Source organism: Chromobacterium sp. W521 (assembly GCF_052805975.1).
In genome coordinates, this window is sequence record NZ_JBRBAF010000004.1 from 96708 (window position 1) to 122579 (window position 25872).

The following is a 25872-nucleotide window of genomic DNA, read 5'->3' on the forward strand; positions in this document are numbered from 1 at the left end:
TGCCGGCGGGCTGTCAGTGAGCGGCTGTCGTGGGGCTGGCCATGGCCTGTCTCAAGTAGTCGATGAACACTCGCAGTTTTGCCGGCTGATGCAGGTGGTGGGGGTAGTACAGGTAAAAGGCCTCCGCAGGCGGCATCCAAGCCTCCAGCACGCTCACCAGGCTGCCGTCGGCCAGATGAGGCGCAGCCATCGCTTGCGGCAAATAAACAAGACCGAGCCCGCCCAGCGCGACATGCAGCGCCGCCGCGGTGTCGTTGGCGGTTAGCGGGCCTTGCACCGAGACTTCGAATGGCCGCCCTGCGTCGACGAATTGCCAGCGGTAGATCTGGCCGCTGCTGGCGAAGCGATAGCGCAGGCAATCATGCTGTCGCAATTGGGACGGATGCTCGGGCGCGCCGCGCGCCTGCAGGTAGCCAGCGCTTGCCGCCACGCAGAAGCGCAGCGGAGCGCTGACCGCCACCGCCTGCATGTCTTGTTGCAGGCTCTCGCCAAAGCGCAGGCCGGCATCCAGGCCCCGTTCCACGATATCCACCAATTGATTGTTCACGTCCAGCTCCAGCCGCAGTTGCGGGTGCGCGCGCATGAAGCCGGGCAACAGCGGATACAGCAGCAGGCTGGCGGCGGTGTGAGGCAAGGTCAGCTTCAGCGTGCCGCTGACCTGTCCTTGCCACTGGCGGGTGTCGTCCAGCGCGCTATCCAGCTGTTCCAGCAGCGGCGTTATCCGCGCCAGCAGCGCTTGGCCTGCCTCGGTGAGCCCAACCTTGCGGGTGGTGCGGTTCAATAGGCGCACGCCCAATTGGGCCTCCAACTGACGCAGAGTCTGGCTGAGGGCCGAGGGCGTGATTTCTTGCTGGGCGGCTGCGCGGGTGAAGCTGCCGTGCCGGGCTATCAAGCGGAAAGCTTGCAGCGCATGCAGGGAGTTTTGCGTCATTGTGAAGTTTTTCTACGTAATACATGCAGATTAAGCCTATTTTTCCGGTGGCGGCAAGCGCATATGCTTCAGGCATCTCAACCGATCATGAAAGATGGCAGACATGAAGCAACGAACCCTGGGCCGTAATGGTCCTTCCGTTTCCGTGCTGGGCTTGGGTTGCATGGGCATGAGCGCTTTTTACGGCGCGCATGACGACGCGGAATCGCTGCGCACGCTGAATCACGCGCTGGATCGCGGCGTCAATTTGCTAGACACCGCCGATATGTACGGCCCCTATCGCAATGAGGCGTTGTTGGTGCAAGTATTGAAGTCGCGTCGCCAGGAGGTTGTGTTGGCCACCAAGTTCGGCATCGTGATGAACGCGGCCAATCCCGCCGCGCGCGGCGTCAACGGCCGGCCGGAGTATGTGCGCAGCAGCTGCGAGGGCAGCCTCAAGCGGCTGGGGATCGACGTTATCGACCTTTACTACCTGCATCGCGTGGATCCACAGGTGCCGATCGAGGAAACCGTGGGCGCGATGGCGGAGTTGGTCAGCGCGGGCAAGGTTCGTTATCTGGGCTTGTCCGAAGCCGCGCCGGACACCTTGCGCCGCGCGCACGCCATTCATCCCATCCAAGCGCTGCAAAGCGAATATTCGTTGTGGACGCGGGACCCGGAGCAGCAAACGCTGGCTCTGTGCCGGGAGCTGGGCATCGGTTTCGTCGCCTACAGTCCCTTGGGCCGCGGATTCCTGACCGGAGCGATTCGAAGCCCGGACGACTTTGACGCAGACGACTACAGGCGGAGCAGTCCGCGTTTTCTCGGCGAGAATTTCCGCCGCAATCTGGCGCTGGTGGAGCGGGTGAAGGCCCTGGCCGAGGCCAAGGGCTGCAGTCCGGCGCAATTGGCGCTGGCCTGGGTATTGGCGCACGGCGAGCATATCGTCGCCATCCCCGGCGCGCGCCGCATTCGTAATCTGGATGACAACCTGGGCGCTTTGGCGTTGGAGTTGAGCCCAGCGGAAGTGGCGGAAATCGACGCGGTATTCCCACCGGAGGCTGTCAGCGGTTTGCGCTACGCGGCTGAGGTGATGGCGACAGTTCAGCGTTGAGCTTAGTGTTAGCGGTCTCGTTGCCAGTCGCGGCGGTCCCGCTCATGGTCGTGGCCATGGTCGTGATCGTCGTGCCAGTCACGGTGGTCGCGATCCTTCTGCCGATCCTGATCGCGTTCATGCTCGTGGCCGCGGTGGACTTCGTGGTAATGCGGCACGTAGACCTGGCGATACCATTCATCGCGGACAAAATACACCGGCCTGCCACAGGCGTTGTAGCGGCCGCAGTAGCGGCCCCAGTGCTTGGCATGCCCTGGCGGCACCCGCAAATAAATTGGTGCGATGGCCACCGGGACAGGCTGAATGATCACTGGCTGTGGCGAGATCAGCTCCGGCGCCGGGAAGCCGCCGATATTCAACTGACCGTAAAATCCGGGTTCTCCGACGCTGATGGATACGCCGGCCTGGGCCGGCGCGGCGCTGAGCCAGGCGGAGGCGCTAAGCGCAGCGAATACGAACAAGTGTTTCATGGCAGTGTCCTTTTATAGTACAAGCGAGTGTTGTACTGCCAATATCGGCCAGCACTATTGCGCATGCGCGAATTTCAAGCGCTGAATTATGTGGATTGTTGGCGAAAAAGGGTTTTGCAAACAAAACGCACAGTTTGGAACTTGAGAGAGGCGACACCGCCATTGCCTGTTTGAATATGGGATGCGGCAATAGCTCAAGGTTTGCCGCGCTGCGGCGATGGAAGTTGAAACTCCTTTTGCAATAAGGGCTGTACCGTGGATACATTCCGTTTTCTTAGAGCCTGTTCAAAGTCTCGCGAGCCAGGGCGAGACAAGGCGAAAACGAGCGAAACAGCGGAATGGTGGAGGGGGACATGAGTATTTTGAGCTTGTTTTTAACGCCGTGTCGCTGCAGCGCAGCAGATAGTAAACAGCTTCTTAAGCGGCTAAGATGGCCAGCTTCCCGGCTGGGGCATAGTAGTACGGGGCGGGGATAAAAAAAGCCGCGCACCATCTGGCGAGCGGCTTGGCCGTGTTGTTGGTTTACAGCGTTCGTGAAAAATATGGCCATTTATTTGTAATGGTTTTTCATCTCCGTGCTCATGTGCCAAGCCCGCGAGTGCGCCGGCTACATGAAAAGGCCCTACAAAATTTGCGCTCTCCGTGAAAATCTTGTCGTCGGTTACGGCAAATCAATCGCTTACAGATATAGCGCCAATGGACTATCAGCAGCCCATCTACCCCAGTTTTTGGCCGCGGGTGGGCCGTTTTGGCGTGAGTTGTCCCGGGGTCTTCCTCTGCCGGCTTATGGGATGTCGTTAAATGATTGACTCGCCAAGTTTCTTCAGCCTGGCGAAGTACATGACAAAGGCTGCCACAAAGAATGCGTCACCAATGACCACAAGTATGGCGAAGTCTGATGTCCATCCATTTTGAAGCATGTATAAGAGGTTTAGTGCAAACAGAGCCTTACCAATGCCGCCCATAAACACGATGCCGGTGTGGCGTATGGGGTTGGATGCGACCATCAAAAATCCGAATCCATATAGGAGCGCAGTGCCCCATGCTCCTCTATAGACAGCGACCAACACTGGATCAGTCAATTCACGTCCAAATTCACGCGCAAACATGCCGGCGCTATCGAGCAGTCCGGGGATGGCCCCTGCGAAGTTCCAGAGTGCCGAAATGATGAACAGCCATCGAAATGACTGTAACTCAGATGATGTCGATTTGATTCTGCTCATCGTTTCTCCTGTCTTTATTAAGATGTGGCTGTCGACATTTTTACATCGCGACTCTAGCTCGCGGGCTATAGCCACATGGCTGATGAAAAATGTGCTCTAAGAGTGGCTAACAAAATTTCTGATGCTGCGTTGCGCCGACTTGCCGTACTCAAGTACTGCCTGCGTCGGCGCGCCTTGTCTCATCAGTCGTAAAACTGATTTTTGTTAGCCGCTCTAAGACCCTGTTCACGGTCTCGCGAGCCAGAGCGAGACAAGGCGAAAACGAGTGAAAAAGCGGAATGTACGAGTGGTACATGAGCATTTTGAGCTTGTTTTTAACGCTGTATCGCCGCAGCGCAGCAGATCGTGAACAGGTTCTAAGCAATGAAAGGGACTTTTCCGTCGCAAGGTCGCGGCGGAAGCCGCCACGATGAAGTTTCCACGCCGCATCCGCCTCGGCGGAGAAGTCCATGCCTATTATCACTTTAGGTATCGACATCGCCAAGAATTTATTCGTATCGCATGAAATTGGTCGGTCGGGGAGGTATGCTCTGGCCAAACCCAAGATGCGTGCGATCAGCTGCTCGCCATCGTGACGCAGCCCCCACTCTGCCTGATTGGCATGGAGGCCTGGTCTGGAGCCCACGACAGGGGCCGCCTGTTCCCCAAGCCCAAGGGCACACCGTCCGCATCATGGCGTCCAAGTTCGTCGCCCTTATCGCATGTTCGGCTGCCGAGGCAAGAATGACGCCGTCGACGCGGCGGTTAGCTGCGAGACCGTTTCCCGACCCAATACGCGTTTCGTCCTGATCAAGGAAGAGCAGCAACAATAAAATCAGCAATAGGTTTGAAGAGAGCTTGCGATTGGACGTAAAAAAGCCCCGCACAGTGGCGGAGCCTTTTTAGAGCCGAGTAATATGGATTTCTCACTTTTTGCAAAAAAATCCCATTAACTCTGCTGACCTACAGCCCAAATGTGGAGGCTTGGGACGCTTATTCCGGACGCATCTGCGGGAACAGAATGACGTCGCGGATGGACGGCGCGTCGGTCAGCAGCATGACCAGACGGTCGATGCCGATGCCGCAGCCGCCGGTGGGCGGCAGACCGTATTCCATCGCGCGGATGTAGTCGGCGTCGTAGTGCATTGCCTCGTCGTCGCCGGCATCCTTCTGCGCCACTTGGGACAGGAAGCGCGCGGCTTGGTCTTCCGGGTCGTTCAACTCGGAGTAGCCGTTGGCGTGTTCGCGGCCGACGATGAACAGTTCGAAACGCTCGGTCAGGCCCGGCTTGCTGTCGGAGCCGCGCGCCAGCGGGGACACTTCCACCGGGTAGTCGATGATGAAGGTCGGGTTCCACAACAGGCTTTCGGCACATTCCTCAAACAGCGCCAATTGCAGGCTGCCCAAGCCCGGCGCGGGAGGAAGCTTGCCGCCCAGGCGCTTGATCTCGCTGGCCACCCAGGCCGCGTCGGCCAGTTGAGCGTCGGTGTACTGCGGGTTGTAGTGCTTGATCGCGCCGACGATGGTGAAGCGGTCGAACGGTTTGCCCAGATCCACTTCCTTGCCTTGGTAGCTGACGGTGGTGGAACCGCAGGATACCAGCGCGCATTCGCGGATGATGGTCTCGGTCATCTCCATCATGCGCTGATAATCGCTATAGGCCTCGTAGAACTCGATCATGGTGAACTCGGGGTTATGGCGGGTGCTCATCCCCTCGTTGCGGAAGTTGCGGTTGATCTCGAACACGCGTTCCAGGCCGCCCACTACCAGGCGCTTCAGATACAGCTCAGGCGCGATGCGCAGGTACAAGGGCATGTCCAGCGCATTGTGGTGGGTGACGAAAGGCTTGGCCGCGGCGCCGCCCGGGATCGGGTGCATCATCGGGGTTTCCACTTCCAGATAGCCTTCGCCCACCATCACGTCGCGAACCTTCTGGATGATTTTGGAACGCTTGATGAAGGTCTGGCGGCTGTCTTCGTTCATGATCAGGTCGGCGTAGCGCTGACGGTACTTGGTTTCCTGATCGGTGATGCCGTGGAATTTCTCCGGCAGCGGGCGGATGTTCTTGGACAGCAGGCGCACTTCGCTGGCTTGTACCGTCAGTTCGCCGGTCTTGGTCTTGAACAGGGTGCCTTTGACGGCGACGATATCGCCCAAGTCCCAGTGCTTGAACTCGGCGTGCAGTTCTTCGCCCACTCCGTCATTGGAGATGTAGGCCTGAATGCGGCCGCTGCCGTCTTGCAGCGTGGCGAAGCTGGCCTTGCCCATCACACGTTTCAACATCATGCGGCCGGCGACGGCAACCTCGATCTTTTCGGCTTCCAGCGCTTCTTTTTCCTTGCCTGCGTGAGCGTCCTGCAGGACTTGCGCGAAGTGGCTGCGCTTGAAGTCGTTGGGGAAGGCGATACGCTGTTCGCGGATGCTTTTCAGCTTTTGGCGGCGTTCCGCCATGATCTGGTTTTCGTCCTGGCTAGGCGATGTTTGCTCGTGTTCAGACATGTTCACTCCGTAATTCAATGCAATGGCTGTTGGCCGCCGCGGGGCGGCGACCGGGTTAAGCGAGTTTAGGCTCAGACGCCTTGTTTCAGGCTGGCCTCGATGAAGCCGTCCAGGTCGCCGTCCATGACGCCCTTGATATTGCCCACTTCGTAGCTGGTGCGCAGGTCCTTGATTCGGGACTGGTCGAAGACGTAGGAGCGGATCTGATGACCCCAGCCCACATCGGTCTTGGTGTCTTCCAGCGCCTGTTTGGCCTCGTTGCGCTTTTTCAGTTCCAGTTCGTACAGCTTGGCGCGCAGCATTTGCATCGCTTCGTCGCGGTTGCGGTGCTGGGAGCGGTCGTTCTGGCACTGCACCACGATCCCGGTGGGATTGTGGGTGATGCGCACGGCGGAGTCGGTTTTGTTGATGTGCTGACCGCCGGCGCCGGAGGCGCGGTAGGTGTCGACGCGCAAATCGGCCGGATTGATGTCGATCTCGAAGCTGTCGTCCACTTCCGGATAGACGAAGACGGAGGAGAACGAAGTGTGGCGACGCGCGTTGGAGTCAAACGGGGACACTCGCACCAGGCGGTGCACGCCGACTTCGGAGCGCAGCAAGCCGTAGGCGTATTCACCGCTGATCTTCAGTGTGGCGCTGGTGATGCCGGCCACTTCGCCTTCGGATTCTTCCAGCACTTCCACGCTGAAGCCCTTGCGTTCGGCGTAGCGGATATACATGCGCAGCAGCATGCCGGCCCAGTCCTGGGCCTCGGTGCCGCCGGCGCCGGCCTGGATATCCAGGAAGCAGTTGTTCGGGTCCATCGGGTCGTGGAACATCCGGCGGAATTCCAGCTGCGCGAGCTTGGCTTCGGCGGTGTCCAGATCGGCCTGTACGGCCAGGATGGTGTCGTCGTCGTTTTCGGCGCGGCCCATCTCGAACAGTTCGGCGCTGTCGCTGACCATGGCGCTGATCTCGTCGATCACCAGCACCACGTCTTCCAGCTGTTTGCGCTCGCGGCCCAGTTCCTGAGCGCGCTTGGGGTCGTTCCAGATATCCGGGTCTTCGGTCAGGCGGGATACTTCTTCCAGACGGTCTTTTTTACCGTCGTAGTCAAAGATACCCCCGGATATCGGCGCCACGGGTGGCCAGGTCGTCGATCTTGGCCGCGATTTGGTTCAGTACTTCGACTTCAATCATGCTCAACTCCAAATAGCAGTCTGTTAAATATAGGCAGTCGGGAAATCGGGTCTTGATCAAAGACAAAAAAGCGCACCGTAAGGTGCGCTTTTGCTGAAAAGACTTGGGATGGATCAGCCAAACAGGTGAGCGATGGCGGCGCGCTCTTCTTCCAGTTCGGCCAGGGTGAAGTTCATCCGCTCGCGGCTGAACTCGTCGATTTCCAGACCTTGCACAATCTTGTATTCGCCATTTTCGCATACAACCGGGAAGCCGTACATCACGCCTTCCGGGATGCCGTAGGAGCCGTCGGACGGAATGCCCATGGTCACCCACTTGCCGTTGCTGCCCAGCACCCAGTCGTGGACGTGGTCGATGGCGGCATTGGCTGCGGAAGCAGCGGAGGAAAGGCCTCGCGCTTCAATGATGGCGGCGCCGCGTTTGCCCACGGTGGGCAGGAATACGTCGCGGTTCCAGGCTTCGTCGTTGATCATGGCCTTGACCGGCTGACCGGCGATGCTGGCGAAGCGGTAGTCGGCGTACATGGTCGGCGAGTGGTTGCCCCATACCGCCAGTTTCTCGATGGCGGCCACCGGCTTGCCGGTTTTGGCGGCGATCTGGGACAGCGCGCGGTTGTGGTCAAGACGCAACATGGCGGTGAAGTTTTTCGGATTCAGATCCGGAGCGGACTTCATCGCGATCCAGGCGTTGGTGTTGGCCGGGTTGCCCACAACCAGCACTTTCACGTCGCGAGCGGCGTGGTCGTTCAGCGCCTTGCCCTGCACCGTGAAGATGGCGCCGTTGGCTTCCAGCAGATCCTTGCGCTCCATGCCCTTGCTGCGCGGGCGGGCGCCTACCAGCAGCGCGACCTTGACGTCCTTGAAGGCCACGTTCGGATCGTCGGTGGCGACCATGCCGGCCAGCAGGGGGAAGGCACAGTCTTCCAGTTCCATCATCACGCCCTTGAGGGCGGTTTGAGCTTGCGGCAGGTCCAGCAGTTGCAGGATGACCGGTTGATCCTTGCCGAGCATTTCGCCGCTGGCAATGCGGAACAGCAGACTGTAGCCGATTTGGCCGGCTGCGCCGGTGACGGCGACGCGAACGGGAGCTTTCATTGGCGGACTCTCCTTTGATGTATCCGATAATGACGATATGCAGATGTTGCTCTGCAGCATTGAATGCTTTTGTGCGGCTGAGTGTAACACGGAGTATAGCCAATGTGGGGGTGGAATCCTCATCAGAAAAGCTGATAGGGGCGACAAAGTCTTGTATCTTATATAAGACTTGTATTTACGCTTGATTTGTTTGGTGATACAACAGAGAACATGACAGATCGACCGCTGCGTAGACAGCCGCTGTACAGCCAGATCAAACAGCAGTTGCTGCGACGGATCGGCGATGGCGAGTGGCAGGAAAACGATGCCTTGCCCAGCGAATGGGATTTGGCGGAAGAGTTGGGCGCAAGCCAGGGCACGGTGCGCAAGGCTTTGAGCGAACTGGTGGCCGACGGTCTTTTGTATCGCGCGCAGGGCAGGGGCACTTTCGTGGCGCCGGCGCCCAGCGAATGGGGCGAAGGCCTGCTGCTGACGCCGGGGCTGTTCAATGAGCAGCCGGACGATCTGGCGAGGGAGTTCCTCGGTATTTCGCGAGGCAACGCCAGCGATGACATGGCCGCGGCATTGCAATTGCGGCGCGCTGCGCCTTTATTGAGAGTTCGGCAGTTGTGGCGCTGGCACGGCATCCCGGTCGCGGTGGATGAGGCCTTCTTGCCGGCCGACGAGTTTGAAGGGCTGGACGCGCGCTGGCTGCGCGGTTCGTCCGGGGTGTATCAGGCGCTGCAGCAGCGCTTCGGCATCCGTTTGAAGGTATTGTGCGAGCAGTTCCGCGCGCTGATGCTGCCGCGCGAGGAAAGCGCGTTGCTCGGCGTCACCGGCATGGTGGCCGAGGCGCCGGCCTTGAGCCTGATACGGATTTCAGGCTCGATGGAGGGCGTGCCGCTGGAGTGGCGGCAGCGTTACTGTTTGACGCACAACTGGGCTTATACCGCCCGCCGGGCTTGACGCGGCGGGCTTTTGACGTGACGTGGACGGCTGGGCCGGCGGCGAAAGACAGGCCGCGGCCAGCCAGTTTTGCTAGAATCCCCGGGTCATATTGCACCGCGATATTCCTGGTGCGGCATGAGCGGTAATGACGGGCATCCAGCCATAACAAAAACGGAGCCCTTCAGGCGGGCGGCCTCGTAGCGGGTCGTCTGTTGTGTAACCTCTTGGTTCTAAAAACATCCAAGGAAGCCATATGCAGAAGCAACGACCAAAGCACCTGGATCTGGCCAAGATCAGATTGCCGATTCCCGGCATCGTCTCGATCTTGCACCGGATCAGCGGTGTTGCGCTGTTCTTTTCTCTCCCACTGTTGATTTACCTGTTGCACGGTTCGCTGAGTTCTGCCGAATCGTTCGAAACCTACCGCGCCGTGGTGGGCAACCCGCTGATGAAGCTGGTGTTGCTCGGCCTGTTGTGGGCGTATATGCACCATTTCTGTGCCGGTATCCGTTTCCTCTTCCTCGATATTCATAAAGGTCTTGAACTGCAGACCGCCCGCGCCACCGCCAAGACCGTTGTGGCAGTCAGCCTGGCGCTGACCGTGGTTCTGGGAGTTGCTCTATGGTAAACCGCAATGTCGTCGGCGCCGGCTATGGCCTGCGCGATTGGATCATGCAGCGCGTCACCGCGGTGATCATGTTGATCTACACCGTGGCTTTGGCTTTGTTCCTGTTGACCATGCCGTCCGGCTACGAAGGTTGGAAGGCGTTCTTCGGCCAGTTCTGGGTGCAACTGCTGACCCAGGTGAGCTTGATCGCCCTGTTCCTCCACGTATGGGTGGGCATCCGCGATCTGTGGATGGACTATGTGAAGCCGGTGGGCGTTCGCCTGGCGCTGCACGTGTTCACCATCGTTTGGCTGGTTTCCTGTTTTATCTATTCCGTTAAAGTGGTCTGGGGGCTGTAATGGGTATTCCTGTTCGTCATTTCGACGCCGTTATCGTTGGGGCAGGCGGAGCAGGCATGCGCGCGGCCTTGCAATTGTCCGAGGCCGGCCTGAAGACAGCTGTGCTGTCCAAGGTATTCCCGACCCGCTCCCACACTGTTGCCGCCCAGGGCGGCGTGTCCGCTTCGCTCGGCAATTCCGAGGAAGATCATTGGCACTGGCATATGTACGACACCGTCAAGGGGTCGGACTGGCTGGGTGATCAGGACGCCATCGAATTCATGTGCCGCGAAGCGCCCAAGGTGGTGGTGGAGCTGGAACACTTCGGCATGCCGTTCGACCGCAACGCCGACGGTTCCATCTATCAGCGCCCGTTCGGCGGCCATATGTCGAACTTCGGCGAGAAGCCGGTGCGTCGCGCTTGCGCCGCGGCCGACCGGACCGGTCACGCCATGCTGCACGCGCTGTACCAGCGCAATGTGCGCGCCAACACTCACTTCTTCGTTGAGTGGATGGCGCTGGATCTGATCCGCGATGCCGACGGCAATGTCCAGGGCGTGATCGCCATGGAAATGGAAACTTCGGAAATCGTCGTGTTCCAGGCCAAGGCCACCCTGTTCGCCACCGGCGGCGCCGGCCGCATCTTCTCCTCGTCCACCAACGCCTTCATCAATACCGGCGACGGCCTGGGCATGGCCGCTCGCGCAGGCATTCCGCTGGAAGACATGGAGTTCTGGCAGTTCCATCCGACCGGCGTGGCTGGCGCGGGCGTGTTGATCACCGAAGGCGTGCGCGGCGAAGGCGGCATTCTGCGCAATGCGCAGGGCGAGCGTTTCATGGAACGCTACGCGCCCAACGCCAAGGATCTGGCGTCCCGCGATGTGGTGTCGCGCGCGATGGTGACCGAGATCAACGAAGGCCGCGGCTGTGGCCCGAACAAGGATCACGTGCTGCTGGACATCACTCATCTGGATCCGGAAGTGATCATGTCCAAGCTGCCGGGCATCCGCGAGATCTCGATCAAGTTCGCCGGCGTGGACCCGATCAAGGCCCCGATTCCGGTGGTGCCGACCTGCCATTACCAGATGGGCGGCATTCCCACCAACTACCACGGCGAAGTGGTGGTGCATGGCGAAAAAGTGCAGGGCTTCTATGCCGCGGGCGAATGCGCGTGCGCGTCGGTGCACGGCGCCAACCGCCTGGGCACCAACTCGTTGCTGGATTTGCTGGTGTTCGGCAAGAGCTCGGCCAATTCGATGATCGAGTTCATCAAGCAGCAGCCGGAAGATCTGCCGGAGCTGGCGCTGGCGGACGTCGAGCGCTCGCTGGCCCGCGTTGAGCGTCTGAACACCCAGACCGGCGGCGTGCAGGTCAACGATGCGCGTGAAGCCATGCAGCGCACCATGCAGGCGCACTGCGGCGTGTTCCGCTTCAAGGACATGCTGGCCGAAGGCGTGGAGAAGATTCTGGAAGTGGAGAAGATGGTGCAGCGCACCGAGATTTCCGACAAGTCCAATGTCTTCAATACCGCCCGCATCGAGGCGCTGGAGCTGGAAAACCTGATCGAAGTGGCCAAGGCCACGATGATCTCGGCCAATGCCCGCACCGAGAGCCGCGGCGCCCATGTGCGCGACGACGCCAAGGACACCGAGGAAACCCCGAACGGCCGCGACGACAAGAACTGGCTGAAGCATACCCTGTGGTATCGCGAAGCCAACCGTCTGGACTACAAGCCGGTCACCCTGAAGCCGCTGTCGGTCGATACGATCGCGCTGAAGACCCGCTCCTACTAAGGGTGCAATCAAGATGACTACCGAAACCGTCAAATTCCGCATCTACCGCTACAACCCGGAAACCGATGCCAAGCCGTACATGCAGGACATCAGCGTGGAGATGAGCTCCACCGAGCACAAGCTGCTGGATGCGCTGGTGAAGCTGAAGGTGAAGGACGACACGCTGAGCTTCCGTCGCTCCTGTCGCGAAGGCGTCTGCGGTTCCGACGCGATGAACATCAACGGCAAGAACGGCCTGGCCTGCCTGACCGACTTCCGCGACCTGAAACAGCCGATCGAGCTGCGTCCGCTGCCGGGTCTGCCGGTGATCCGCGATCTGATCGTGGACATGACTCAGTTCTTCAAGCAGTACCACTCGATCAAGCCCTACGTGATCAACGACACGCCGCCGCCGGAGCGCGAACGCAAGCAGTCGCCGGAAGACCGCAAGGAACTGGACGGCCTGTACGAGTGCATTCTGTGCGCTTGCTGCTCGACGTCCTGCCCGTCCTTCTGGTGGAACCCGGACAAGTTCGTCGGCCCGGCCGGTCTGTTGGCCGCCTACCGCTTCATCGCGGACACGCGCGACGAAGCCACCAAGGAGCGTCTGGACAACCTGGAAGATCCGTACCGCTTGTTCCGTTGCCACACCATCATGAACTGCGTGGACGTGTGTCCCAAGGGCCTGAATCCGACCAAGGCGATTGGCAAGATCAAGGACCTGATGGTCAAGCGTGCAGTATGACCGCCTACGATCCGATTGAACTCAAGCGGATCCGTTGGCGGTCCCGGCGGGGGCTACTGGAGCTGGATCTGGTGTTGGAGAAGTTCTTCGCCGGCCCCTTCGACCAGTTGGCCCCGGCCGAGATTGAGGCTTATAGGCGGTTGCTGGATTTGCCCGATACCGATTTTCTGGATGTCGTCAGCGGCAAGGCCGATTTGGACGATCCGGAAGAGATGGCCATCGTGGCGATTCTCCGCTCGCTCTGACGGCTATGCATCACCCCAATTACAACGACCATAAACCGACTGGGAGTATTGCTGTGGAAACTAATCGCAAAGTAACGCTCACATACAACGAGGGTAAGGAAACTCTGGATTTGCCGGTCCAGAGCGGCACTTTGGGGCCGGATGTCGTAGACATCCGCACCTTCTCCAAAACCGGCATGTTCACGTTCGACCCGGGCTTCCTGGCCACCGCCAGCTGCGAGTCCGGCATCACCTTCATCGACGGCGATCTGGGACAGCTCTATTACCGCGGCTACCCGATCGAGCAACTCGCCGAGAAAAGCGATTATCTTGAAGTCTGCTACCTGCTGTTGAACGGCGAGCTGCCGACCGCGGCGCAGCGCAAGGAATTCGAACGCGGCATCATGCGCCACAATATGCTGCATGATCAGCTGATGAGCCTGTTCAAGGGCTTCCGCCGCGACGCGCATCCGATGGCCGTGATGGTGGGCGTGGTGGGCGCGCTGTCCGCCTTCTACCATGACTCCTTGGACATCTCCAATCCGGAACATCGCCGCATTTCCGCGCATCGCCTGGTGGCCAAGCTGCCGACCATCGCCGCACAAGCTTACCGCTACAACAAGGGCCTGCCGTTCTCCTACCCGAAAAACGGCCTGACCTACGCGGAAAACTTCCTGCACATGATGTTCTCCACCCCGTGCGAAGAGTACAAGGTGAACCCGGTGCTGGCGCGCGCGCTGGACCGCATCTTCACTCTGCACGCGGACCATGAGCAGAACGCTTCCACCTCCACCGTGCGTCTGGCCGGCTCCTCCGGGGCCAATCCCTTCGCCTGCATCGCCGCGGGCATCGCCTGCCTGTGGGGCCCGTCTCACGGCGGCGCCAACGAAGCCGTGCTGAAGATGCTGGACGAGATCGGCAGCGTGGAAAACGTGGCCGACTTCATGCAAGGCGTGAAGGACAAGCGCTACAAACTGATGGGCTTCGGCCACCGCGTGTACAAGAACATGGACCCGCGCGCCTCCATCATGAAGCAGACCTGCGACGAAGTGCTGAACGAGCTGGGCTTGCACAACGATCCCAAGTTCAAGCTGGCGATGGAGCTGGAAAAGATCGCGCTGTCCGATCCGTATTTCATCGAGCGCAAGCTGTACCCGAACGTGGATTTCTACTCCGGCATCGTGCTGTCGGCGATCGGCATCCCGGTATCGATGTTCACTCCGATCTTCGCGCTGGCCCGCACCGTGGGCTGGATTGCTCACTGGAGCGAAATGATTTCCGACCCGGCGATGAAAATCGGCCGTCCGCGCCAGTTGTACACCGGCGCGCCCCGCCGCGATTTCACCCCGGTGGAGAAACGCAAGTAAGCAGGAACGAGGGTTGGCTGGAGCAGGGCTTCAGTCAGCCTTTTTTTCCGGCCCGAAGGCGGGCCGGGGCAGGGTCAGAATGTTATGGGAAGCACAACAAAAAAGTTTTTCCGATAGCGTTTTCCCCATGCTGCAACAGGGAGTTCGCGCCAGGGCGTAGCTGGCCGGATTCCGAACAGAAACGACAAAGGGTAGCCCCATGATGCAATCCATGTACAGCCATTCTTACCTGTTCGGTGGGAATGCACCGTTCATCGAGGAGCTGTACGAACAGTACCTCGCTGACGCCAATTCCGTTCCGAATGAGTGGCGCGACTATTTCGACAAGCTGGCGCAAGCGCCGGGCGCTGCCGAACGCGATGTGCCGCACATGCCGATCCAGGAATCCTTCATTCAGCTGGCCAAGAAGCCGGCCGCCGGCCAGCGCGCCAGCAGCGGGGCTGAATGGGACACCATGCAAAAGCAGGTGGGGGTGCTGAAACTGATTTCCGCCTACCGCGTGCTGGGCAGCCGCCAGGCCAACCTGGATCCGCTCAAGCGCATGGATCAGGAACTGGTGCGCGAACTGGATCCGGCTACCCATGGACTGACCGGGGCCGATATGGCGGTGCAATTCAACGCCGGCTCGCTGGTGGGCCCGCAGAAGATGCCGCTGTCCGACATTCTGGCGCGTCTGAAGCAGACCTACTGCGGCAATATCGGCGTCGAGTACATGCACATCACCAAGTCGGATGAAAAGCATTGGGTGCAAAAGCGCTTCGAGGGCGACCTGTCCACGCCGCATTACGACGCGGCCAAGAAGCAGCGCATCCTGAAGCAGATCACTGCCGCCGAGACGCTGGAACGCTATCTGCACACCAAATACGTCGGCCAGAAGCGCTTCTCGCTGGAAGGCGGCGAGTCGGCTATCGCCGCGCTGGACCATCTTATCCAGAACGCCACCGGCCAGGGCGTGCAGGAACTGATCATCGGCATGGCTCACCGCGGCCGTTTGAACGTGCTGGTCAACACCCTGGGCAAGCTGCCGCGCGATCTGTTCGCCGAGTTCGAAGGCAAGGCCGCCCAGCAAATGGCTTCCGGCGACGTGAAGTACCACATGGGCTTCTCGTCGGACATCCCGACCGCCGACGGCCCGATGCATGTGTCGCTGGCCTTCAACCCTTCTCACCTGGAGATCGTCAACCCGGTGGTGGAGGGCTCGGTGCGCGCGCGTCAAGAGCGCCGCAAGGACACGGAACGCAAGACCGCGGTACCGGTATTGATTCACGGCGACTCCGCCTTTGGCGGTCTGGGCGTCAACCAGGGCACTTTCAACCTGTCGCAGACCCGCGGCTACGGCACTGGCGGCACCATCCACATCGTGATCAACAACCAGGTGGGCTTCACCACCTCGGACACCCGCGATATCCGTTCGACGATGTACTGCACCGACGTGGCCAAGATGATCGAAGCGCCGATCTTCCACGTCAACGGCGATGATCCGGAAGCCGTCTGCTATGTGATGCAGGCCGCGCTGGACTACCGCATGACCTTCAAGAAGGACGTGGTCATCGATCTGGTGTGCTACCGCAAACTGGGCCACAACGAGGGCGACGATCCCTTCCTGACCCAGCCGATGATGTACAAGAAGATCGCCAAGCATCAGGGCGTGCGCGCGATGTACGCCGAGCGTCTGGTGCAGGAAGGCGTGCTGAAGGCGGAAGAAGCCGACGCGCAAATCCAGGCCTACCGCGACGCGCTGGACAAGGGCGAGCACGTAGAGCAGACCGCGCTGACCAACTACAAGCGCGAGCACGCGCTGGACTTCAGCCAGTACCTGGGCACCCACTGGGCGCACCCGACCGACACCTCCTTGCCGCAAGCCGACATCCAGCGCCTGACCGACAAGTTCACCTCGCTGCCGGAGGGCTTCAAGCTGCACCCGACGGTGCAGAAGGTGCTGGCCGCGCGCAAGGCGATGGCCGCCGGCGAGCAGAACGCGGACTGGGGCATGGCCGAGACCCTGGCTTACGCCAGCCTGGTGACCAACGGTTTTGGTGTGCGCCTGTCCGGCGAAGACTCCGGCCGCGGCACCTTCAGCCACCGCCACGCTGTGCTGCACGACCAGAACCGCGAGAGCTGGGACCAGGGCAGCTATGTGCCGCTGCGCAATATGTCCGACAACCAGGCTGATTTCCTGGTGATCGACTCCATCCTGAACGAAGAAGCGGTGCTGGCCTATGAATACGGTTATGCCTGTTCCGCTCCGGATCAGCTGGTGATTTGGGAAGCTCAGTTCGGCGACTTCGCCAACGGCGCCCAGGTGGCCATCGACCAGTTCATTTCCTCCGGCGAGACCAAGTGGGGCCGTCTGTGTGGCCTGACCACCATCCTGCCGCACGGCTACGACGGCCAGGGCCCGGAGCACTCGTCCGCGCGCCTGGAGCGTTGGCTGCAACTGTGCGCCGAGCACAATATGCAGGTGGTGATGCCGTCCGAAGCCTCGCAGATGTTCCACATGCTGCGTCGCCAGGTGCTGCGGCCGTACCGCAAGCCGCTGGTCATCTTCCTGTCCAAGCGCTTGCTGCGCTTCAAGGATTCGATGAGCCCGATCGAAGCGTTCACCAGCGGAAGCTTCCGCCCGGTGATAGGCGACTCGGTGGTGCAGGACGCCAAGAAGGTCAAGCGCGTGTTGCTGTGCGCCGGCCAGGTGTATTACGACCTTGCCGCCGCCCGCAAGGAACGCGGCCTGGACGAAGATATCGCCATCGTGCGCATCGAGCAGCTCTACCCGTTCCCGACCGAGCAGGTGGCCGCCGAGCTGGCGCGCTTCCCGCAGGCTCGCGAAGTGATGTGGGTGCAGGAAGAGCCGCGCAACCAGGGCGCGTGGTACCAGATCCGTCACCGCCTGGAAGGCCTGCTGGGCGCCAAGCAGTCCTTGTCGTTCGCCGGCCGTCCGTCGTCCGCTTCCCCGGCCGTAGGCTATATGAGCAAACACGTCGCCCAACTCAAGGCTTTCGTTGAAGAAGCCATGTCGGTCGCCAAATAACCACTGAATGAGTTCGAGGCAGCCGGAGGGCTGCCTCTACATGGAGAAGAACATGCTGATTGAAGTCACCGTCCCGCAACTGCCCGAGTCCGTATCCGAAGCCACGCTGATGAGCTGGCACAAGAAGGTTGGCCAAGCCGTCAGCCGCGACGAGAACCTGATCGATCTGGAAACCGACAAAGTGGTGCTGGAACTGCCGGCGCCGCAGGCAGGCGTGATCGTTGAAATCATCGTGGAAGACGGCGCCACCGTGGTGTCCGGCCAACTGATCGCCAAGATCGACACCGCCGCCAAGGCCGGCGATGTGGCTCCGGCCGCCGCGGCCGCGCCGGCTGCTGCTCCGGCACCCGCCGCCGCCCCGGCTGGCGCCGCCGCCATGCCGTCCGCCGCCAAACTGGCCGCGGAAACCGGCGTGGACCTGTCCAAGGTGGCCGGCTCCGGCCGCGACGGCCGCGTGTTGAAGGAAGACGTGCAGGCCGCCAAGCAAGCCGCTCCGGCCCAGGCCGGCCCGGTGCTGGCTCCGGCCGCCGCCGGCGCCGCGCTGTCCGCCACCCCGGCCGCGGTCAACGTCGCCGCCATCCTGTCCGATCGTCCGGAACAGAGCGTGCCGATGTCCCGTCTGCGTCAGCGCGTGGCTGAACGCCTGATCCTGTCGCAGCAGACCAACGCCATCCTCACGACCTTCAATGAAGTGAACATGAAGCCGGTGATGGACCTGCGCGCCAAGTACAAGGACCGCTTCGAGAAGGAGCACGGCATCAAGCTGGGCTTCATGGGTTTCTTCGTCAAGGCCGTGGTCGCCGCGCTGAAGAAATACCCCATCGTCAACGCCTCGGTGGACGGCAACAACATCATCTATCACGGCTACTTCGACATCGGCGTGGCCGTAGGCAGCCCGCGCGGCCTGGTGGTGCCGGTGATCCGCAATGCCGACCAGTTGAGCCTGGCCGACATCGAGAAGCAGATCGCCGACTTCGGCAAGCGCGCCCAGGAAGGCAAGCTGACCGTGGAAGAACTGACCGGCGGCACCTACACCATCTCCAACGGCGGCACCTTCGGTTCGATGATGTCCACCCCCATCATCAACCCGCCGCAGTCCGCGATTCTGGGCATGCACGCTACCAAGGAGCGCGCCGTGGTTGAGAACGGTCAAGTGGTGGTGCGTCCGATGATGTATCTTGCCCAATCCTACGACCACCGCATCATCGACGGCCGCGAAGCCGTGCTGAGCCTGGTGGCGATCAAGGACGCGATTGAAGATCCGGCCCGCCTGATCCTCGACTTGTAATCACCCTCGGCCGGGGGCGCGCTCCCGGCCTGTCTTGCGATGAATGGAGCTTGAATGCAGTTGCCCGACTGGTTTTACGGAATTGCCGCCATCCTGGCCGGCGTGGCCATAGGCTGGCTGACCTGGAAAAAACGCCAAAACGGCGTGCGCGAAGACCTGTACAGCTTGATCGGCAAAAGCATTCTCTGTCTGTTCATGATCGCATTCGGCATTCTGCTGCTGAAGGTCGGCAAGTAGACCAGGCAGCCGGCGGGCCGCGCGCCCGCCACCGACAAAGGAAAACAAGATGAGCCAATCGTTTGATGTAGTGGTGATCGGCGGCGGCCCCGGCGGTTACGTAGCCGCCATCCGCGCCGCCCAGCTGGGTTTCAACACCGCCTGCGTGGATGCGTTCAAAAACCCGGAAGGCAAGGCATCGCTGGGCGGCACCTGCCTGAACGTCGGTTGCATTCCGTCCAAGGCGCTGCTGCAGTCGTCGGAAAACTTCCACGCGGTGCAGCATGATTTCGCCAAGCACGGCATCAGCGTCTCCGGCGCCAAGATGGACGTGGCGCAGATGATTTCGCGCAAGACCGACATCATCACCAAGAACGCCGCGGGCATCAGCTTCCTGTTCAAGAAGAACAAGGTCGCCAACATCCACGGCCTGGCCAGCTTCAAGGGCCGTCAAGGCGATAAGTGGGTGATCGAGGTCAGCGACGGTGGCAAGGTGGTGGACACCCTGGAAGCCGGCCATGTGATCGTGGCCACTGGTTCCAGCCCGCGCGCGCTGCCGGGCCTGGCCACCGACAACAAGCTGGTGTTGGACAACGAGGGCGCGCTGGCCCTGACGGATGTGCCGAAGCGCCTGGGCGTGATCGGCGCCGGCGTGATCGGCCTGGAAATGGGCTCCGTCTGGAAGCGTTTGGGTGCCGAAGTGACCATCCTGGAAGCGATGCCGACCTTCCTCGCCGCCGCGGACCAGCAGATCGCCAAAGAAGCTTTCAAGACCCTGACCAAGGACACCGGCCTGGACATCAAGCTGGGCGTCAAAATCGGCGAAGTGAAGGCCGGCAAGAAGAGCGTCACCGTCAACTACGAACTGAACGGCGAAGCGGTCAAGGCCGAGTTCGACAAGCTGATTGTCTCCATTGGCCGCGTGCCCAACACCCAGGGCCTGGGCGCAGACGCGGTGGGCCTGCAACTGGACGAGCGCGGCTTCGTGGCCGTGGACGACCATTGCCACACCAATCTGCCTAATGTATGGGCGATCGGCGACGTGGTGCGCGGCCCGATGCTGGCGCACAAGGCCTCGGAAGAGGGCGTGGCCGTGGCCGAGCGCATCGCCGGCCAGAAACCGCACGTGGATTTCGGCGTGATTCCTTGGGTGATCTACACTTCTCCGGAGATCGCCTGGGTTGGCAAGACCGAGGAGCAACTGAAGGCCGAGGGCGTAGAGTACAAGAAGGGCACTTCCGGTTTCGGCGCCAACGGCCGCGCGCTGGGCCTGGGCCAAGCGCAAGGCACGGTCAAGATCCTGGCCTGCGCCAAGACCGACCGCATCCTGGGCCTGCACATGATAGGCCCGATGGTGTCCGAGCTGGTCAGCGAAGGCGTGGTGTCGATGGAGTTCAAGGCCGCCAGCGAAGACCTGGCGCGCATTGTCCACGCTCACCCGTCCTTGTCCGAAGTGATACACGAAGCCGCTCTGGCCGCGGACAAGCGCGCCTTGCACGGCTAAGCGTTCGCCGGGTCGTGTACAATCGCGCACGGCTCGGCAAAACGGCTCCCTTGGGGGCCGGTTGACGGAGTATGCGGCGACGCCGGTCAGCCTGGGGGGTGACGGCGCGCGCCAGATACATTAAAGGTTTACAAGCGACTCAAAGAAATAGGGGCGTCGGTTTCAGCCCGCCATCCATTTCTCCGAAAGGAAACCATAGATGAACCTGCACGAATACCAAGCGAAAGAGCTGCTGGCCAAATACGGCCTGCCGGTGCAACAGGGCATTCTGGCCGCTACGCCGGAAGAAGCCGCTGCCGCTTACGATAAACTGGGCGGCAAATTCGCCGTCGTCAAGGCTCAGGTGCATGCCGGCGGCCGCGGCAAGGCCGGTGGCGTGAAAGTGGTGAAAAGCCGCGAAGAAGCCGCCGAAGTGGCCAAGGGCCTGATCGGCAAGAACCTGGTGACCTACCAGACCGACGCCGCCGGCCAGCCGGTGAACAGCGTGCTGGTGTGCGAAGACATGTACCCGGTGCAGCGCGAACTCTACCTGGGCGCCGTGGTTGACCGCGGCAGCCAGCGCGTGGTGTTCATGGTGTCCACCGAAGGCGGCGTGGAAATCGAGAAAGTAGCCGAGGAAACCCCGGAAAAGATCATCAAGATCGAGATCGATCCCTTGGTGGGCATGCAGCCGTTCCAGGCTCGCGACGCCGCTTTCGCGCTGGAACTGAAGGGCGAGCAAGTTGCCGCCTTCACCAAGCTGATGCTGGGCGCCTACAAGGCCTTCGTCGAAAACGACTTCGCCCTGTTCGAAGTGAACCCGCTGGCACTGCGTGAAAACGGCCAGCTGGCCTGCGTGGACGGCAAGATCAACCTGGACTCCAACGCGCTGTACCGCCACCCGGAACTGCTGGCGCAACGCGACAAGAGCCAGGAAAACGAACGGGAAGTGAAAGCTTCCGAGTTTGACCTGAACTACGTGGCGCTGGAAGGCAATATCGGCTGCATGGTGAATGGCGCCGGCCTGGCGATGGCCACCATGGACATCATCAAGCTGAAGGGCGGCCAACCGGCCAACTTCCTGGACGTGGGCGGCGGCGCCACCAAAGAGCGCGTGATCGAAGCCTTCAAGCTGATCCTGGCCGACACCTCGGTGCAGGGCGTGCTGATCAACATCTTCGGCGGCATCGTGCGTTGCGACATGATCGCCGAAGCCATCATCGCCGCGGTGAAGGAAGTGAACGTGACCGTGCCGGTCGTGGTGCGTCTGGAAGGCAACAACGCCGAGCTGGGCGCCAAGATCCTGGACGACTCCGGTCTGAAACTGACTTCCGCCCAGGGTCTGAACGACGCTGCCGAGAAGATTGTCGCCGCCGTCAAGGCCGCTGCCTGAGACCCGCACTGAGCTGAGGAATACAAAATGAGCGTATTGGTAAACAAAGACACCAAAGTGCTGGTGCAAGGCTTCACCGGCAAGAACGGCACTTTCCACGCCGAGCAGGCGTTGAAAGTGGGCACCAAGGTCGTAGGCGGCGTAACCCCGGGCAAAGGCGGTTCCGAGCATCTGGGCCTGCCGGTGTTCAACACCATGAAGGACGCCGTGCGTCAGACCCAGGCAGACGCCTCGGTGATCTACGTGCCCGCAGCCTTCGCCAAGGATTCCATCCTGGAAGCCATCGACAGCGGCGTGAAGCTGATCGTCTGCATCACCGAAGGCGTGCCCACCCTGGACATGCTGTACGTGAAGAAAGCCGTGGACGAAGCCGGCATCCGCCTGATCGGCCCGAACTGCCCCGGCATCATCACCCCGGGCGAGTGCAAGATCGGCATCATGCCGTGGCACATTCACAACCCGGGCCGCATCGGCATCGTGTCCCGTTCCGGCACTCTGACCTATGAAGCCGTGGCGCAAACCACCGCGCTGGGTCTGGGCCAGTCCACCTGCATCGGCATCGGCGGCGACCCGATCCCGGGCACCAGCCACATCGACGCGCTGAAACTGTTCCAGGATGATCCGGACACCGACGCCATCGTGATGATCGGCGAAATCGGCGGTTCCGCCGAGGAAGAAGCGGCCGAGTTCGCCAAGTCCTACGTGACCAAGCCGGTGGTCGGCTACATCGCCGGCGTGACGGCTCCCAAGGGCAAGCGCATGGGCCATGCGGGCGCCATCATCTCCGGCGGCAAGGGCACGGCGGAAGAGAAGTTCAAGGCCTTCGAGAAGGCCGGCATCGCCTACACCCGCAGCCCGGCGGAAATCGGCAAGACGATGTTTGAACTGCTGAAAAGCAAGGGCATGATCTAAGAAGCGGTTCACGATCTGCCGCGCTTCAGCGATACGGTGTTGAAAGCGACTGCGAAATGCTCATGTACCAGATGTACATTCCGCTTTCTTGGCCGCTTTCGCCTTGTCTCGCTCTAGCTCGCGAGATCGTGGATGGATTCTAAGGCCGCATGCAAAACACCCCTGGCTCGCCAGGGGTGTTTTTTTATGCGTCGCCGTTCAGGCGTAGCGCGCGCAGACGCGGTCGAACGGCGGCCGGTAGCGCGGATCGACGTAAGGCGTCAGCAGATAGAGCAGGCTGCGACAGCCGTCTTTTACCATGCGCTCCAGCTCGCTGGGCGTGGCGGAGTGCTTGAGCGTGGTTACCCAGCCAGTCTGCACCATCTGAAAGTGCTGGACCAGATGAGCCAGTTGCTTGTCGTCGCCCAGCAGCACGCCCTGTTCGCGCAGGCGGGCGAACAATTGGGCCAGCTTGCCAGCCAACTGGCCACGGGACAACTGCTGGTGATTTTCCGCCAGTTCCGGGTGCAGGTAGTACAGGCTGGGCATGCTTTTGGGCAGAAAGCGGAAGCTCCAAATGTGCCGCAGCGTTTTTTCCATCGCTCCCACCATCGCCTCGATCGAGTTGCTGTGCCGGAGCGCGGCCGACAGCTGCTCCGCCATGCCTTTGACGTAGCGCTGGTATAGCTCGCTGATGATCTCTTCCTTATTGCGGAAGTGATAGTACAACTTGCCGGTGCTGATATTCATCCGCTCGGCGATATGATTGGTGGTGATGACGCGCTCGCCCTCCTGGTTGAACAGCTGCAGGCTGGCGTCAATGATGTTTTGAAAGGTTTGCGACCGTTCGCCGCTTTTACTCATTTTGGCCCCTTTCTGTCTAATAACCGGGCGCAGCCCATTGCGGTGGCCGCGTCCAGGCGCAAGTATCGCTCAAATTGAGGTGAAATTGTCGTGGTTAGGGCAAATTGTCGACATTTTGTGACGCAAGCGTGGGCAGGGTAGGGTTTGCAGGCCTTGCGAGTATTTGAAATGCATGATTGATGTAGTTGTTTGATTTAAAACATGCGCAAATATTTAAAGACATTGTTATTTTTAACAATGCATGACATCTCGTATGACGGATAATAACGCTTTTATCAGCAACGGCTTATCATGCGCTCCATCCGTCACAAGCTCACGCTGCTGACAGCGGTGTCCATTCTGGTCGCCACGCTCAGCATCACCATCACCGCCTGCCTGAATATCCGCTCCCACGCTTATCAAGAAGCTGAGCGGGAGATCAACCAGGTCGCCCAGCTACAGGGCGGCTTCGTGTCCGAATGGCTGTCGGTTCGCAAGAATCTGATCAGCGCCAGCCTCAGCCACGCCGACGACGCGCAGGTCAGCTACTATCTGCAGCAGTTGGCCAAGGGCGGCGGCTTCAACGTGATTTACGCCGGCAACGGCGCGACCGGCGACATGAAATACTCGGTGCCGGGTCGTCCCAAGCCCAGCGCCGACTACCAGCCGGCGCAACGTCCGTGGTTCCAGCAATCCAAGGCTCAGGACGGCCTGATCGTCACCGACCCGTACAAGGACTCCGAACCGGAAACCAAGGACAAACTGGTGATCACCATCGCCGACAAGGTCAAGGGCCAGGACATCGTGGTGGGCGGCGATATTCTGATCGACAAGCTGGTCAAGTCGGTGCTGGACATCAAGCTGGCCGGTAAAGGCCATGCCTTTCTGTTGACCAAACAGGGCAAGATCATCGCCTACCCCAAGCCTGGCAATGAGCTCAAGCCCATCGGCAGCGTGATTCCGGCGCTGGACGACGCCGCTTTCGCCAGCCTGCTGCAAAGCGATCAAGCCAAGAGCGTGGATATAGACGGCGGCGCTTATATGGTGGCCTTGCGACCGATCGCCGGCTCCGACTGGGTGATGGGCGTGGCCGCGGATGAAGAGGTGATCTCTTCCCAGGTCAACGGCATCATCTGGCTGATCGCCGGGGCCGTCGCCATCGTGTTGGTTGTGATGCTGACCTTCAGCTCCGCTTATCTGGGCCGCCTGCTCAAAGGCCTGTTCCAGGTCCGCGACGCGATGCGCGAAATCTCGCAAGGCGAAGGCGACCTGACCCGCCGCATCGAAGTGGCCGGCGAGGATGAAGTGGCGCAGACCGCGCAAGCCTTCAACCAGTTTGTGCAACGTCTGAACGGCATGTTCCGCGAACTGCGCGACGAAGCCGGGCAACTGACCCAAGGCGTGATCGAAGTCAGCGGCGCGGTGAAACGCCTGGCCGATGATTCCCACGTGCTGGCGGACATTTCCAGCTCCAACGCGGCGGCGATCGAAGAAGTGACGGTGAGCATCTCCCACATCGCCGACGCCACCCGCGAAACCGACAGCCTGGCGCGCAATACCGGCGAACATTCGCGCGAGAGCGCCAACGATATGCAGCGCATCAGCAGCGAGATGTCGCGCACCAGCGAATCGGTGGGCGAACTGTCCAGCCTGCTGGCCTCGCTGGAACAGCGCTCGCAGGAGATCTCCAAGATCACCAATGTAATCCGCGACATTGCCGATCAGACCAATCTGTTGGCCTTGAACGCGGCGATCGAGGCGGCGCGCGCCGGCGAGCAGGGCCGCGGCTTTGCCGTGGTGGCCGACGAAGTGCGCAAGCTGGCCGAGCGCACGGGGCAGGCAACGGTGGAGATCAGTCAGATGGTGGAAAACATCCTGGGCGAAACCGGCAAGGCGGTGCAGAACATGAATACCACTGTCGGCGCGGTGGACGCCAGCGTCGATCTGACCGGCCAGGCGCGCGCGCGGTTGACCGCGATTGGCGACGCGATGCAGCAAGTGATAGACAAGATCGGCGATGTGGCCCTGTCCACCAGCGAGCAGCACAACGCCACCACCGCGATGGCGCAGAGCACCGAGTCGATCAACAACCAGATCATCGACTCCGACGCCGCGCTGCAATCGGCAATGCAGACGCTGAGCGCCTTGAACGATCTGGCGCGCGGGATGCAGAGTACCTTCAATCGCTTCAGGCTGTAAGAACCTGTTCACGATCCGCTACGCGTCGTGAAACGTGGCTCGGTGAATGCAGCTTCGAAATGCTCATGTACCGTGTGTGCACT

22 protein-coding genes and 1 pseudogene are annotated in these 25872 nt (G+C 60.8%); 16 read left to right on the forward strand and 7 right to left on the reverse strand.

The window, feature by feature from the left end:
- Positions 1 to 13: 13 nt before the first annotated feature.
- Complete coding sequence (locus tag ACUXV1_RS06970; protein ID WP_446014798.1) at positions 14 to 931, reverse strand: LysR family transcriptional regulator; 918 nt, start codon at positions 929 to 931, stop codon at positions 14 to 16.
- Between the two features lie 103 nt (positions 932 to 1034).
- Here ACUXV1_RS06970 and ACUXV1_RS06975 point away from each other — a divergent pair, with 103 nt between their 5' ends.
- Positions 1035 to 2024, forward strand: a complete 990-nt coding sequence (locus tag ACUXV1_RS06975; protein ID WP_446014799.1) for an aldo/keto reductase — start codon at positions 1035 to 1037, stop codon at positions 2022 to 2024.
- Positions 2025 to 2032: 8 nt separating this feature from the next.
- Here the strand turns inward: ACUXV1_RS06975 and ACUXV1_RS06980 are convergent, their stop codons facing one another.
- Together ACUXV1_RS06980 and ACUXV1_RS06985 are read right to left on the reverse strand one after the other, a co-directional pair.
- Entirely contained in the window at positions 2033 to 2494 is a 462-nt protein-coding gene (locus tag ACUXV1_RS06980; protein WP_446014800.1) for a hypothetical protein, read from the reverse strand.
- Between the two features lie 797 nt (positions 2495 to 3291).
- Positions 3292 to 3717 (reverse strand): hypothetical protein, encoded by a 426-nt coding sequence (locus ACUXV1_RS06985; RefSeq protein WP_114151981.1) that lies wholly within the window; start codon positions 3715 to 3717, stop codon positions 3292 to 3294.
- Positions 3718 to 4300: 583 nt separating this feature from the next.
- On the opposite strand from ACUXV1_RS06985, the pseudogene ACUXV1_RS06990 reads away from it, so the two are divergent.
- Positions 4301 to 4526, forward strand: a pseudogene (locus ACUXV1_RS06990) (IS110 family transposase); the annotation flags it as partial.
- A 163-nt stretch (positions 4527 to 4689) separates the two neighbouring features.
- On the opposite strand, the gene lysS reads toward ACUXV1_RS06990, so the two are convergent.
- The 3 genes from lysS to ACUXV1_RS07005 form a co-directional block, all read right to left on the reverse strand.
- The gene (gene lysS, locus ACUXV1_RS06995; protein ID WP_081554352.1) at positions 4690 to 6195 is read right to left on the reverse strand and encodes a lysine--tRNA ligase; all 1506 of its coding nucleotides are present in this window, start codon (positions 6193 to 6195) and stop codon (positions 4690 to 4692) included.
- Positions 6196 to 6266: 71 nt separating this feature from the next.
- A protein-coding gene (prfB, locus tag ACUXV1_RS07000) for a peptide chain release factor 2 (RefSeq protein WP_114152232.1) occupies positions 6267 to 7371 on the reverse strand; the annotation gives its coding sequence in 2 pieces (ribosomal slippage) (positions 6267 to 7289 and positions 7291 to 7371; 1104 coding nt in all).
- A gap of 116 nt (positions 7372 to 7487) precedes the next feature.
- The gene (locus ACUXV1_RS07005) at positions 7488 to 8468 is read right to left on the reverse strand and encodes a malate dehydrogenase (protein ID WP_019103266.1); all 981 of its coding nucleotides are present in this window, start codon (positions 8466 to 8468) and stop codon (positions 7488 to 7490) included.
- Positions 8469 to 8678: 210 nt separating this feature from the next.
- Between ACUXV1_RS07005 and ACUXV1_RS07010 the strand changes: the two genes are divergently transcribed.
- The 13 genes from ACUXV1_RS07010 (at position 8679) to sucD (ending at position 22768) form a co-directional block, all read left to right on the forward strand.
- Positions 8679 to 9413, forward strand: a complete 735-nt coding sequence (locus ACUXV1_RS07010) for a GntR family transcriptional regulator (RefSeq protein ID WP_446014801.1) — start codon at positions 8679 to 8681, stop codon at positions 9411 to 9413.
- Between the two features lie 235 nt (positions 9414 to 9648).
- Positions 9649 to 10023: a succinate dehydrogenase, cytochrome b556 subunit gene (gene sdhC / locus ACUXV1_RS07015; RefSeq protein ID WP_019103264.1), complete on the forward strand. Its 375-nt coding sequence runs from the start codon at positions 9649 to 9651 to the stop codon at positions 10021 to 10023.
- Positions 10017 to 10361 (forward strand): succinate dehydrogenase, hydrophobic membrane anchor protein, encoded by a 345-nt coding sequence (gene sdhD, locus ACUXV1_RS07020; RefSeq protein ID WP_043592734.1) that lies wholly within the window; start codon positions 10017 to 10019, stop codon positions 10359 to 10361. The genes sdhC and sdhD overlap by 7 nt, the downstream gene beginning before the upstream one ends.
- Positions 10361 to 12133, forward strand: coding sequence for a succinate dehydrogenase flavoprotein subunit (gene sdhA, locus ACUXV1_RS07025; RefSeq protein ID WP_043632319.1), 1773 nt, complete (start codon positions 10361 to 10363; stop codon positions 12131 to 12133). The genes sdhD and sdhA overlap by 1 nt, the downstream gene beginning before the upstream one ends.
- A 13-nt stretch (positions 12134 to 12146) precedes the next feature.
- Positions 12147 to 12857, forward strand: coding sequence for a succinate dehydrogenase iron-sulfur subunit (locus ACUXV1_RS07030; protein ID WP_019103261.1), 711 nt, complete (start codon positions 12147 to 12149; stop codon positions 12855 to 12857).
- Positions 12854 to 13102: an FAD assembly factor SdhE gene (locus tag ACUXV1_RS07035; protein WP_019103260.1), complete on the forward strand. Its 249-nt coding sequence runs from the start codon at positions 12854 to 12856 to the stop codon at positions 13100 to 13102. The genes ACUXV1_RS07030 and ACUXV1_RS07035 overlap by 4 nt, the downstream gene beginning before the upstream one ends.
- Positions 13103 to 13155: 53 nt before the next feature.
- Positions 13156 to 14448, forward strand: coding sequence for a citrate synthase (gene gltA, locus ACUXV1_RS07040; protein ID WP_039756047.1), 1293 nt, complete (start codon positions 13156 to 13158; stop codon positions 14446 to 14448).
- Positions 14449 to 14647: 199 nt separating this feature from the next.
- On the forward strand, positions 14648 to 17476 hold the full coding sequence (locus ACUXV1_RS07045; RefSeq protein WP_043632322.1) for a 2-oxoglutarate dehydrogenase E1 component: 2829 nt from the start codon (positions 14648 to 14650) through the stop codon (positions 17474 to 17476).
- A gap of 52 nt (positions 17477 to 17528) precedes the next feature.
- Complete coding sequence (gene odhB / locus ACUXV1_RS07050; RefSeq protein WP_043632325.1) at positions 17529 to 18764, forward strand: 2-oxoglutarate dehydrogenase complex dihydrolipoyllysine-residue succinyltransferase; 1236 nt, start codon at positions 17529 to 17531, stop codon at positions 18762 to 18764.
- Positions 18765 to 18818: 54 nt separating this feature from the next.
- Positions 18819 to 19001 (forward strand): hypothetical protein, encoded by a 183-nt coding sequence (locus ACUXV1_RS07055; RefSeq protein WP_019103256.1) that lies wholly within the window; start codon positions 18819 to 18821, stop codon positions 18999 to 19001.
- A gap of 49 nt (positions 19002 to 19050) precedes the next feature.
- Positions 19051 to 20484: a dihydrolipoyl dehydrogenase gene (lpdA, locus tag ACUXV1_RS07060; RefSeq protein WP_081554349.1), complete on the forward strand. Its 1434-nt coding sequence runs from the start codon at positions 19051 to 19053 to the stop codon at positions 20482 to 20484.
- A gap of 199 nt (positions 20485 to 20683) precedes the next feature.
- Entirely contained in the window at positions 20684 to 21856 is a 1173-nt protein-coding gene (gene sucC, locus ACUXV1_RS07065; protein WP_019103254.1) for an ADP-forming succinate--CoA ligase subunit beta, read from the forward strand.
- Positions 21857 to 21883: 27 nt separating this feature from the next.
- Complete coding sequence (gene sucD / locus ACUXV1_RS07070) at positions 21884 to 22768, forward strand: succinate--CoA ligase subunit alpha (protein ID WP_043592732.1); 885 nt, start codon at positions 21884 to 21886, stop codon at positions 22766 to 22768.
- Positions 22769 to 22966: 198 nt separating this feature from the next.
- On the opposite strand, the gene ACUXV1_RS07075 is transcribed toward sucD, so the two are convergent.
- Positions 22967 to 23611: a TetR/AcrR family transcriptional regulator gene (locus ACUXV1_RS07075; RefSeq protein ID WP_019100709.1), complete on the reverse strand. Its 645-nt coding sequence runs from the start codon at positions 23609 to 23611 to the stop codon at positions 22967 to 22969.
- A 291-nt stretch (positions 23612 to 23902) separates the two neighbouring features.
- On the opposite strand from ACUXV1_RS07075, the gene ACUXV1_RS07080 reads away from it, so the two are divergent.
- Positions 23903 to 25789, forward strand: a complete 1887-nt coding sequence (locus ACUXV1_RS07080) for a methyl-accepting chemotaxis protein (RefSeq protein ID WP_081554347.1) — start codon at positions 23903 to 23905, stop codon at positions 25787 to 25789.
- Positions 25790 to 25872 lie beyond the last annotated feature (83 nt).